This window comes from Streptomyces showdoensis (genome assembly GCF_039535475.1).
Classification (GTDB): domain Bacteria; phylum Actinomycetota; class Actinomycetes; order Streptomycetales; family Streptomycetaceae; genus Streptomyces; species Streptomyces showdoensis.
Window position 1 is genome coordinate 26,088 of record NZ_BAAAXG010000015.1, and the last position, 11,557, is coordinate 37,644.

At 74.1% G+C, this 11,557-nt stretch carries 7 protein-coding genes and 3 pseudogenes; all 10 read left to right on the forward strand.

Annotated features, from left to right (window positions below):
• Window positions 1-85: 85 nt before the first annotated feature.
• Window positions 86-526 carry a phage tail protein gene (locus tag ABD981_RS10225; protein WP_046912480.1) on the forward strand — a complete coding sequence of 147 codons (441 nt, stop codon included), beginning with the start codon at window positions 86-88 and terminating at the stop codon, window positions 524-526.
• Complete coding sequence (locus tag ABD981_RS10230) at window positions 523-1,011, forward strand: zinc-ribbon domain-containing protein (RefSeq protein ID WP_046912479.1); 489 nt, start codon at window positions 523-525, stop codon at window positions 1,009-1,011. The genes ABD981_RS10225 and ABD981_RS10230 overlap by 4 nt, the downstream gene beginning before the upstream one ends.
• Window positions 1,008-1,166 (forward strand): DUF6760 family protein, encoded by a 159-nt coding sequence (locus ABD981_RS10235; protein ID WP_165591043.1) that lies wholly within the window; start codon window positions 1,008-1,010, stop codon window positions 1,164-1,166. Before ABD981_RS10230 ends, ABD981_RS10235 begins: the two co-directional genes overlap by 4 nt.
• 3,005 nt (window positions 1,167-4,171) lie before the next feature.
• A complete protein-coding gene (locus tag ABD981_RS10240; RefSeq protein WP_329418255.1) occupies window positions 4,172-4,597 on the forward strand; it encodes a phage tail protein in 426 nt (141 codons plus the stop codon).
• 148 nt (window positions 4,598-4,745) lie between these two features.
• Window positions 4,746-5,474, forward strand: a complete 729-nt coding sequence (locus ABD981_RS10245; protein WP_345528194.1) for a CIS tube protein — start codon at window positions 4,746-4,748, stop codon at window positions 5,472-5,474.
• Window positions 5,471-6,298, forward strand: a complete 828-nt coding sequence (locus ABD981_RS38830; RefSeq protein ID WP_425586399.1) for a contractile injection system protein, VgrG/Pvc8 family — start codon at window positions 5,471-5,473, stop codon at window positions 6,296-6,298. Before ABD981_RS10245 ends, ABD981_RS38830 begins: the two co-directional genes overlap by 4 nt.
• Window positions 6,299-6,300: 2 nt before the next feature.
• Window positions 6,301-6,975, forward strand: a pseudogene (locus ABD981_RS38835) (VgrG-related protein); the annotation flags it as partial.
• A gap of 28 nt (window positions 6,976-7,003) precedes the next feature.
• Entirely contained in the window at window positions 7,004-7,291 is a 288-nt protein-coding gene (locus tag ABD981_RS38840; RefSeq protein ID WP_425586400.1) for a hypothetical protein, read from the forward strand.
• Between the two features lie 148 nt (window positions 7,292-7,439).
• A pseudogene (locus ABD981_RS10255) lies at window positions 7,440-7,710 on the forward strand (PAAR domain-containing protein).
• Between the two features lie 451 nt (window positions 7,711-8,161).
• Window positions 8,162-8,378: pseudogene (locus tag ABD981_RS10260) on the forward strand (putative baseplate assembly protein); the annotation flags it as partial.
• Between the last annotated feature and the right edge of the window lie 3,179 nt (window positions 8,379-11,557).

Consider the following 11,557-nt stretch of genomic DNA (forward strand, 5'->3'; position numbering starts at 1 on the left):
CGGGGCCGCCGGACCCCGGAATCCGGCACGGCGGATGAATCAGATGAATCAGATGAAGCGGACAGTGAGAGAGGGATAGACGGTCATGGCAGAGGGCGATGCTCTTTCCACCCATGTCTTCGGCGTGCAACTGGGCGGCTATCTGGTCGAGTCGGTCCAGGAGATCAGCGGCCTGAGCGTCGAGGAGGAGGTCGTCGAGGTCCGCCAGGTCAGCGCGACCGGCAAGCAGATCATCCGCAAGCAGCCCGGCGCCCGCCAGGCGGGGGAGATCACGATCACCCGGGGACTCGACAAGAGCAGCGAGTTCACCAAGTGGATCAAGGAGACCCTGAACAACGGGGCCGTCGACACCGCCCGGCAGAACATCACCATCGAGATCAAGGACAGCACCGGCTCGACCGTCCGGCGCATCCAGCTGATGCAGGGCTGGGCCTCCAAGTGGGAGGGCCCCTCGCTGAAGGCCGGCGAGTCGTCCGGGGCCACCGAGACCGTGACCATCGTGTTCGAGGAGATCATCGTCGAATGAGGCGTCGTACGGTGACGGCGGGCAGCCTGGAGGAGATCCTCCAGGCCACGGCGCCCGCCCCGGCCCCCGAGCAGCCGGCCCCCGCCGCCGCACCGGCACCGCGGCAGGACCACGGGCTGCGCACCGATTTCGAGTTCGAGCTGCCGCGCGGGTACGTGGACGAGGACGGCACCCTGCACCGGCACGGCGCGATGCGCCTGGCCACCGCGCGGGACGAGCTGCGGCCCCAGATCGACCTGCGGGTCAAGGAGAACCCGGCGTACCTGAGCGTGGTGCTGCTCAGCCAGGTGATCACCCGGCTCGGCACGCTCACCGACGTGCACGCGGGCGTCGTGGAGCGCATGTACGCGACCGACGTCGCCTTCCTCCAGGACTTCTACCGGCGCGTCAACAGCGAGGGCCACACCCGCGCGGCCGTCACCTGCCCGCACTGCGAGGGCGGCTTCGAGGTCGACCTCTCCGGTGGGCGCCTGGGGGAATCGTGACGTACGCCCTCCCCCGGCTGCGGGAGGAGATCGCGTACATCGCCTACCACTTCCACTGGCAGCGCGACGACATCCTCGACCTGACCCATCGCGAGCGCCAGGACTGGGTCACCGAGATCGCCCGTATCAACACCCGTGTGAACGAAGGCGGTTGACATCATGGCATGGCGGGACAGGCTGCGGCGGCGCGGCGCCGGGCCCTCCCGGGGCCCGGCTCCCACGGACGCCGCGGCACCGGGCCCGGCGGCGCCGCGGGACGCCGCCGCCCCACCCGGGTCCGGCGTGCCCGGGAACTGGGACGGCGGCTGGCGCATGACGACGAGCCCCCGGCTGACCGTCTCCCGCGCCCCGCTGGCCGTCAGCGACGGCCTCGTCTTCCGCGCCGGCCTGGCCGCCTGGCAGGACCCGTCGTTCGACACCGGACTCGCCCACGGCCTGGCCCCCTCCGCCCCGCCCGGCCTCGTCCGCGGGGTGGCCCGCCCCGCCGCCGACCCGCCCACCCACAGCGGCGGGGGCCCGCTGCTGCTCCGCGCCCTCGGCCCGTACGGGGCGGAGCCCGAGCAGGACCCGACGCCGGAGCCCTCCGCGCCCCGCACCGCGCGCCCGTCGAAGCCCGGCCCCGTACGACGGGCCGGGGCCGAGGCGCAGCCGCTCGGCACACCCGCGCCCGAGGCCGGGGCCCCGACGACGGCTCCGCCCTCCGACGTCACGCCGGGACCGGTCGTGGCGCGGACCGTGTCGGGGCGGGAGCCGACCGGGGGCTCCGGAACGCCGGCCCCGGCCCGGGAACGCGGCCGGGACCCCCGCGGGGAGGAGCCTCCTGGCGCGGCGGGACCCCGCCCTGCTGCGCCGGTCACGGACGCGCGCGGCAACGGACCCGGGAACCGGCGGCTCCTGTCACCCCCGGCCCTCGGTACGGCAGTACAGCGCGCCGAACCCTCCGGTGCGGCAGGGGCGGCCGGTCCCGGTCGGACCCGCGCCCCGGCGCTTCCGGCAGGGCCCACCGGGCCGGCACGCCCCGAGCGTCCGGAGCGCCCGCGGCTACCGGATTTCCCTCTGATACGGCGGATCGCCGTGGTTCCCCAGGCGCCGGTGGACGGCGCCCCGCCACGGGGAACGACGCCCTCACGCGCCTCCGGCACCGCCGCACTCCCCACCCGACGGGCCGTGGCCGGCGCTCCGGTGCCGCACGGCGGGGGCGGAGCCGCGGCCGACCCGGCGCCGTCCGGTGCCCCGGCGTCCCGCGCCCGCGAGGCGTCCCTCCGGGAGGGGGCGGCCGGCGCCCCGGCATCGCACGGGGAACGCGCCGCCTCTCCGGCTCCCGCGCCCGGTCCGGCGCCGTCCGCGGCCCCGGCGCCCCGCGCCGTGGTGCGCCCGCGCACCATCGGGCGGCCGTCGACCGTCGCCCGCACTCCCGCGATGCCCAGGCGCCGCGTGGCGGTCGTGCCGCCCGCTTCCGGGACCACCCCTCCGGCCACGCCCCCGGTGCAGCGGGCGAGCAGGGCCCCGCTCGGGGCTCCGGTCGCCGAACCGCCCGGTGGCGGCGAGCCGTCGGACGTGACGGTCCCCGGCTCGCCGATGCCCCTGGTCCGGCAGCAGGCCGAGACGGCCACCGCCCCGGCGACACCGTCGGCCACCAGGCCACCGCTCGGAGCCCCGCCCACCGGACCGACGGCCGCCACGAAGCCGCCGGAGGCGACTACTCCCGAGCCATCGCCGTCCCTGCCCACGGTCCAGCGTCGAGCCGAGACGCCGACCGCCCCGGAATCGCCTCGGACCGGCAGGCCGTCGCCCGACACACCCCTCACCTCACCACCGCCCATCCCGCGGCCGCCGAGGACGACCCCTCCGGACCCGTCGCCGCCCTTGCCCACGGTCCAGCGCCAAGCCGAGACACCCGCCACTCCAGCGACACCACCGGTCACCAGGCCACCGCTCGGCGCGCCCCTCACCGAACTGCCGCCCACCGCGCAGCCGTCGGAGGCGACCCCTCCCGACCCTTCGCCGCCCCTGCCCACGGTCCAGCGTCGAGCCGAGACACCCGCCACCCCGGCGACACCACCGGTCACCAGGCCACCGCTCGGCGCGCCCCTCGCCCAACTGCCTTCCACCGCGGCGCCGTTGGGCCGCGACACGGCGCAGTCGTCGGAGGTGACGGTCACCGGGGCCGTCGATGCCCGCCGTCCGACGTCCGGCCGAGCCGCCCGCCGGGCCCGGGCCCCGGGCGCGGAGCGGGCTCGGGGCACCCCTGCACGCCTTGCCGGCGAGCGCGGCGCTCCCGGGCACCGCCCCTGCGGCCCGGACCCGCACACCGCAGGCGACCCCGCTCCAGCGCACCGCCCTCACCGGGCCTTCGGGGGACCACGGCGACCGACGGCCCGTCCCGGTCCCGCTCGTCGAGCCGGACCCCGTCGCCGACGGCGGCAGCGGCGGCCCCGCGGACTCCCCTGTGCCGGTCCTCCGGCTTCTGGCGGCCCGTCCTCTGCCCCTGGGCCTGGACGCCGTCGACACGGGGAGTCCGGACCCGCCCCGTACGGGCCCGGCGTCCAGGCCCGTGGTGCCCGCCCGGTGGCCGGACGCACCCTCGGCCGCGCCCCCGGGCCGGCGCGCGGCGGACGGGCCGCGGGTGACGACGGGGGCGGCCTCCCCCCGTACCGGCACCGCGCAGGCGCCCACGGTCTCCGTCGGCCGCGCCGCACGCCCCGTACCCGCGTCGGGTCCGGCGCCGCTGCCCGTGGCCGGCGCTCCGACGCCGCCGCTCGTGGTCCGGCCGGCCCCGGCCCCCCACGGCCCCGGGCGGGCTGCCACCGGGCCGTCCGATCCCGGTGGCGCGGCCCGCGGTGGCGCGCGGTGCCGGTGGGGCGAACCCGCCGCCGCTGCAACGCGCCACCGGCACCCCGCGTCCCGACGGCGGACCGCCCCCCGCACCCGGTGCCGCGCGCCCGGTGCAGGCGGCCGCGGTGCCGGGCCGGGCGGAGCGGGTGCGGGAGACGGGGGCCGCAGGGCTCGGACACCGAGTTGGACGACCTGGCCCGGCGGCTGCTGGATCCGGTCGCGCGGCTGCTGCGCACCGAGTTGCGGCGCGGGCGCGAGCGCGCGGGCAGGCCCTTCGACGGGCGTCGCTGAGAAGACGGACGAACGAGAGACGGACGGCGGAACGATGACCGACAGCATCTTCGCGACCAGCGTGTTCTTCCGGCTGGCGATCGGCGGCAACGACCTGGGCGCGTTCCACACGTGCTCGGGCATGGGGGCCGAGGTCGAGATGGAGAGCTATGCCGAGGGCGGCAACAACGGCTTCACCTGGCAGCTGCCGGGCCGGGTCACCTGGTCGAACATCACGCTCACCCGGCCGGTCACGGCGGACACGGCGAAGATCGGCCGCTGGCTGGACGAGACGCTGCGCAGGGTCGAGCCGAAGGACGGCGAGATCGTCGCCCTGCGGCCCGACCTGAGCCGGATCATCAGCTGGCAGGTCTTCGGGATCGTGCCGGTGCGCTGGCAGGGGCCCTCCTTCGACCCGGCCCACTCGGAAGCGGCGGTGGAGACCCTGGAGATCGCCCACGCGGGCCTTCTGCCCAGCTGACCCCGGCAGCCGCCCGCACCCGGCCCTCGCGCGAGCGCCCCGCACCGGCCCCCGCCCCCGCACCCGCACCCGCACCCGCACCCGCACCTGTGCCGTTTCCCCTTTCCACACCCGTACCTCGTCCCCGCTCCGGAAGGGAGTGCACGCCATGCCCGCATCGGCTCGCGCCAGCCGCGCCAGGGCCCAGCTCACCCTGAAGGAGCCCCCCGCCTCGGTCGGGGCCAAGCCCGGCGGGACGATCGCCCGGCTCGACCTCCAGTTCAACCCCTCGTCGCTGGAGCTGCGCAAGACCACCGAGTGGCGGCGCTCGCCGTCCCGGATGGCCGGGCAGTCGGCGCTGCCCGAGTTCGTGGGCAGCGGCCCGCGCGCGCTCAGCCTGGAGGTCTTCCTGGACGCCACGGCCACGCACGACAACTCCGTGGAGCAGGCGGTGGAGAAGCTGATGAAGGCGTGCGTGCCGACCCCGGCGAGCCTGGGGCGGAAGAAGCCGGCGAGCCCGTGGGTGCGCTTCGAGTGGGGCAACGCGCGGACGACGTCGTTCGACGGGGTGCTGTCCAGCCTGTCGGTGACCTACACGCTGTTCGACGTGGACGGGAAGCCGTTGCGGGCCACCTGCGCGCTGTCCATCGAGGAGGCGAGCGTCGACCCGCCCGGACAGAACCCGACGTCCGGCGGGCGCACCGCGCGCAGCACGCACACCGTGGTGGCGGGCGACAGCCTGGCGATGCTGGCGTGGCACGAGTACGGCGACGCGACGGCCTGGCGGGCCATCGCGGAGGCGAACGGGATCGACGATCCGATGGCGCTGGTCCCCGGGACGGAGCTCGTGGTGCCGGGGATGCGGGACGCGGGCGACGAGGACGAGGAGGGGCGATGAGCACGTCCGACGCCGGAGGCCGGTCGTTCGCGGCCGATCCGATCGTGGAGGCCCCGGGTGAGCTGCCGCCCGTCTGGGCCGCGCAGCTGGTGAGCTGCGTGGTCGACGAGAACGTGGCGCTGCCCGACACGGCGGTGCTCACCTACCGGGACCCCGACCACGAGTTCCTGCGCGCGACCGGCATCACCATCGGCACCCCGCTGCGGGTGTCGGTGGTGACGGTGAAGGGGCAGGCGCGGGAGCGGCTGTTCAACGGCGAGGTGACGGCCCTGGAGATCGACCGGGACCGCACCGGTTCGTTCACCGTCGTCCGCGCCTACTCCAAGGCCCACCGGCTCCAGCGGGGCCGCAAGGTCGTGGCGTACCGGAACATGACGGCCGCGGCCATCGTGCGCAAGGTGGCCGCCGGGGCGGGGCTCGCGGTCGGGGCGGTGGAGGCCGCGCCGGTGACGTACCGGCAGCTGTCCCAGGCGAACGTCTCCGACTGGGACTTCCTGCAGTTCCTCGCCGGGGAGAGCGGCGCGCAGGTGCGGGTGGACGACAAGGGGCTGCTCCAGTTCACCCGGCCGGCCAAGGCGTCCGGGGCGCCCCGCCCCGTCGACGTCGGCCACGCGGCATCCGATGGTGCTGGAGTACGGGCGCAACCTGTTGGCCCTGCGGGCGGCGCTGTCGGCGGCCGACGGCGCGGCGAAGGTGGCGGTGCGCGGCTGGGACGTGACCACCAAGCGGCCCCTGGTCGCCGAGCGGCCGGCCGTGGTCAGCGACACGGTGGTCCCGGGGGCTCGGTCCGCAGGCCGCCGCGCGGTTCGGGTCGTCGACCGTGACGGTGACGGACACGCCGTACCGCACGCAGGCCGAGACGACGGCGGTCGCGGGGGCGACGGCGGCGCAGATCAGCGCCGGTTTCGGCGAGCTGGAGGCGGTGGCCGAGGGCAATCCGCTGCTGCGGGCGGGCCGGGCGGTGGCCCTGGGCAACGTGGGTCCCGCGTTCTCCGGCCGGTACACGGCGACCGCCGTGCAGCACGTCCTGGAGCCGCACGGCGGCTACCGCACCACGGTGTGGGTCAGCGCGAGCCCCGACCGCTCGCTGACGGGTCTGGTGACGGGCGCCAACGCCCCGGGGCGCGGCCCGCGCGTCCCGGGCCTCGCGATCGGCGTGGTGACGGACGTGCGGGAGCCGAACGGCTCGGAGCGCGGGGCGGTGCGGCTGCGGTTCCCGTGGCTGGACGACACGTACGTCACGGACTGGGTGCGGACGGTCCAGTGGGGCGGCAAGGGCGGCGGTGGCGTCGTGAGCCCCGAGGTGAACGACGAGGTGCTCGTCGGCTTCGAGCAGGGGCTGTTGCGACAGTCCGTACGTCATCGGCGGCCTCTACAACGGGTGGACGAGCCCTCGCCGCACGACGTGCCCCTGGTCGACCGGACCAGCGGCAAGGTCAACCGGCGGTCGGTGGTGTCGCGTTCGGGCCATCGGGTGGAGCTGCTGGACGCGCCGGCGCCGGGCCCGTCGGGGCTGCGTCTGGTGACCGGTGACGAACGCCTCGAGGTCCGCCTCGGACGACCGCCGGGACCGGATCGAGCTCACCGTGTACGCCGGGCGGAACCGGCCGGTGAGCTCCGTGCTGCTGGACCGGGACGGCATCACGCTGGACGCCCGGCAGGGCACGGTGAAGGTGACCGGCCGCGAGGTGGACATCGACGCCACGGCCCGCGTGCGCGTCGGCGGGCGGACGGTCCGAGTGGCCGGGAACGGCCGAGGTCACCGTCGACGGCGGCCTCTGGCGGTCCTCAAGGCCCGCCTCGTCCGCATCAACTGACCTCTCCTGTCCCTCCTCGTTCCCACCACCCCGTCCCTCCTGTGTCCCACTTTCCGGTCTTCCCGCCGCAGCCACCTTCCTCCCGAGGAGCCCCTGATGCCGTCCGCCGCCCCTCGTACCGGGCGATCCGACCGACCACGGCGGCCGGATCGCCAACTCCGCCGCCCGGCGCCGCCGCGACCGTGGCGACGGTGCTGATCGGCGGGCTGCCGGCCGCCGTGGTGGGCAGCCTGCCACGTCTGCGTGTCCCGCCGCACGTCGCCCTCGGACCGGCCAACGTGGTGCTGCCCGACCCGGCCGGGCTCGCCGCGGGCGCGGTGCTGATCGGCGGACTGCCGGCGGCGCGGGCCCGCGACCGGACGGCGTGCGGCGCGACGATCCTGACCGGCGCGCCGGACGTCCTGAATCGGGGGCGGTGATGACGCGAAGCGGTCTCATCGGCCGCGGCTGGGCGTTCCCGCTGCGGGTCGGGCCCACCGGCGGGATCGGATGGTCGAACGGGAGCAGGGAGCTGGAGGGAGGCGATCCGGCATGGTCCTGGGGGACCGCCCCCGGCGAGCGTCCGATGCGGCCCGAGTTCGGCTGCGGATCCACGAGTACGCGTCTTCGCGCCCGGCGACGGCGACACGCCGGGCGGGTCGCGCGCCAGCGGTGCGCGAGGCGCTGGAGCGGTGGGAGCCGCGGATACGTGGTGGACGAGGTCGTCGTGGCCTTCGACCCGTGGACGCGGGGACCCTCTACATCGACGTGAACATACACCGTGCGGACCACCAAACGACCGGCGCAAACGGTCTTCCCCTCTACACGATCCCCTCCGGGAGGGGCTCGGGAAAGCGGTCGACGGACTGATGGCCCTCCCTCCCCCCGAACCTGGACGACCGGACGGTGTTCAGCAGCTCGTCGACGAGGCGAAGCGGTACGGGCAGCAGCGCGGCGGAGTGGACACGACCACAACGTGTCGATCCTGGGCGTCACCCTGATCGAGACCTTCGCCTTACCTCGTGGACCAGCTGCTCTACCGGCTGAACCGGGTGCGGACAAGAACTACCTGGCGTTCCTCGACCTGTTGGGGATCCGGGCTGTTCCCTGCCCTCTGCGGTACGTGTCTCCACGTATCTCGTACGACTGGTATAGACCTTTCCATGAGACTGAATCGGCCACCTGCCAGCCGGACGACGGTGACAAGCAATGACAGCCGAGGAGACGACCTTCCATGGTCCATTCTCTGGTGTACGAGGCCGGCGGCCCGCGGGCCAACCGACACAAGAGCCCGGAACGACGCACGGGCGCGCGGATTCTTGCGGAACCGCACCGAACTCGGAAACGACTCCCGAGAAATCATGCGAGACTCCACGAAGCTCCAATCCGACCCTATGTATCGACAGCGGGCTGACCCGCTCGCGCGGAAGAGTGGCGGACGTTCACCGTGCTCTTATACATCGTGCACTCAATTCGGACCACTTACGACAACGGATAAGACACGGAGTCCTGTCCCACATTCACTGGCCCACCGCCCTAGCACGCACACACTTGACTCTGGACGCTGGCTGAGTCAGCACACCTGTACGTAGCCGAACAAATAGGAATACTAAGCCGGGTGCACGCCAGGCACCAGAAGAACATCGCCGACTGAAGCCACGCGAGCACGTGAGTAACCCACAGACGCCCTAGCAACCGCACCCCCGTCTGGCTGTCGGCGAGTGCTGGGACGCTGCCGGGCACGCCTGGCTAGCGGGCGCTGCGAGACGGGCTCTCGACAGCACGGGCGCTCCCTACATGATACACATCGGCCGGGCGATGGATCATCGTGTTTACGTCCCGCCGGGCACACCGCTCGTGCTGCGTCGAAGGGGACGCGCGCGGTGCTTGGCTGCGTGTGCGGGGGTGACGGAGGAGAAGATCAGGCAGACCGTGTCTAATCGCGAGTCCCGACAGTGCGGGAGGCCGGAAGTGACATTCATCCGTTACCGGCCCCCCGGGCACGATCGACCGTGGAGCACGCCGAAGACGGTGACCGGACGTGCCAGCTGTCTAGGCGCTACTCTGGAGGTTAGTGTCCACCCTCAGGTGCGTCGGTTGACAGAGCTCTGGGCTCCCGGCCGACCACGCCGGTGCTCGCATAAGACCGGCCGGAGCCGCCGGTTGGTGGTATCTGGTCCCTCCCCGCCTGAGAGGGTGGCAGCGCTCGGGAGTGGATCTGGACTCTCGAAACCTCGGGCCCCATTGTTTCGGGCCCGGAAGGTAACGCGGCAGAGTCGCGGGCGACGCACACCTCACGCACGTAGTTCCACGTTCCGCCACGGTGCTTTGCGCGAGCCCGCCACGGCACCCTGGCTCGCGCGGTGGGGCCGTGCCGCCCCCCAACGGGGGTTCGCGCACCATCACGGGTCACTCCCGGCTTACGGAACGGCGGCGGCCCTCGCTGTCGCGGACAAACGTCGCCCGGTTGGCGCCGTTACCTCGGTGACCTGTTCCTCTCCAGCCAGTTCCCGTCCTCGTACGAACCCCGGGTCCGCCCAAACCCAGCGGAATCCTCTGGCCCCAGCGGGGCGGGGTCGATCCGGATGGACTCGGTCTCTTTTTCCCCTCCTCAGAGACCATCGACAACGCCAGGGCGCTGGGCCCCACGAAGCGCCCCCTGCGCATGCCAGGACCGCGGCGGTGACGGCCGAGGACTACGAGTATCATCGCCCGGCAGCGCTGGAGCCTTCGTGCTCAGGGTCTCGCTGCCTTCCGGACGCCGGTGGGCTGGCCGCGCGGAGCCGTGACCGGGTCCTCCTGCGTTGAGGTCCCTGACGCCGTTGGCGGAACGAGTGGCTGACCGTGCTCCGCTTCGAGCAGTGATCCTTCCTCGGAGGCAGGTGCCTCGGGGACGTATTCACCGGCGCGCTCGCGAACGGCGCCTGATCGGCACCCGTCTGGCGTTGTAGCCGCCGTCCTCACAATTACCAGTGGCCGTGACTTGGTGGTGGCCCGCTGTCGTGCGCCGGCCGCGGAGGCGTGAACCGGCCCTGCGCTTGCCACGCGGTGCGGGAGGGGGGGGGGGGTGGTGGGCGCGGACCGATCGCCGCGACTGTTCCGGCCTACATCACGACCCGCCTGGCGAGGCGGCCTCACGACTGGCAACTGTTTCCGGTGGCCGTTCGGCCGGCCGGTGTCCCCCAGTAAGGGGACGGTGTTGCGTGCGTCCTGCAACGCGCCGTCGGTGGACGGTCCTCGGTTGGAGGAGATCCGGATGTTCGCGGCCGACCCGGTCACCTGGCCCAGGCGTGGGAGACCCCCGGTCGAACCGGATCGAGGTCGCCGCGGCAGCGCGCGCTGGTCTTCTCGTACCAGCACCAGGTCGTCGTAGGCGGCCCGGGCCGAGGAGGAGCGCGGTGAAGCCGGGCCGCCTTTTTATCCTTCGGGCCGGGCTGCCCAGCCGCGCCAACCCATCCGGCACGGGCAGCTGCCGCGCTGTACGCCGAGGACGGATTCGACCAGCGGTTTCACCGGCCCCGGCTCGACACGGTCCTTCGCGCCCGCGTGTTCGCGACCCTGGACACAACTTGCCAACGCCTACTTCGAACCGAGTTGCCCCCCGTGAACCCCGGCCGACTTCATGCTCTCTGGGCTGGCCACTCTCTGGCGTGGGGGCTGTCGGGGCCACGACACGCGCGCTCGCCGCCGCGACCAGCGGTCGCGAGGCGGTAGCCCTGCGCCGCGGAAACTGACACCACGCGGCGCCGGGCACAAACCCCCGCGCGGCGGGTCACGACGACCTGCGGATCGGTCCTGGGGCCGTGTCCCCGTCGAGGCGAGGGGGACGGTGCGGAATCTTGGTCCGGGGCACCTCCCCGGGTGCCTTCGCTGCCGCCCGCCCGCGTCCGACGAGCGTCCTCGTCGTCGGTGGGCCGCACGCGAGCCTACGTCCGACGCCGACCGGTCCGTCTTCCCGGCTCGTCCGCGCGCTGTGGCCGGTCACACGGTCTCTGCCCCCCCCAGGTGGAGGGACTGCCCGGACCGCCTCCGGCGCGGCGAAAAGGGGCGACGGCCTTGCCTGAATGCCCGGAGCGCCGGGGCGTCCCAACGGTGCGACGGACGCACTTCCGGCGGCAACGCGGGACCTACCTCGGGATCTGGTTCGGACAGGCCCACGGCCCCACGGCTCCCGGCGCCGGGGACGGCCGCATACGCCCCCGCCGGGCCACGCCAGCCCGGAGACCCCAGGGAGACACCGCCGCCAGGCCAGCACAGGATCCGAGCCCCAGCGGCCGGCGCCACCCA

Coding starts and splice junctions, on each gene's coding strand:
- ABD981_RS10230 (WP_046912479.1), top strand. CDS start 523: ATGAGGCGTCGTACGGTGACGGCGGGCAGCCTGGAGGAGATCCTCCAG.
- ABD981_RS10240 (WP_329418255.1), top strand. CDS start 4,172: ATGACCGACAGCATCTTCGCGACCAGCGTGTTCTTCCGGCTGGCGATC.
- ABD981_RS38830 (WP_425586399.1), top strand. CDS start 5,471: ATGAGCACGTCCGACGCCGGAGGCCGGTCGTTCGCGGCCGATCCGATC.
- ABD981_RS10225 (WP_046912480.1), top strand. CDS start 86: ATGGCAGAGGGCGATGCTCTTTCCACCCATGTCTTCGGCGTGCAACTG.
- ABD981_RS10245 (WP_345528194.1), top strand. CDS start 4,746: ATGCCCGCATCGGCTCGCGCCAGCCGCGCCAGGGCCCAGCTCACCCTG.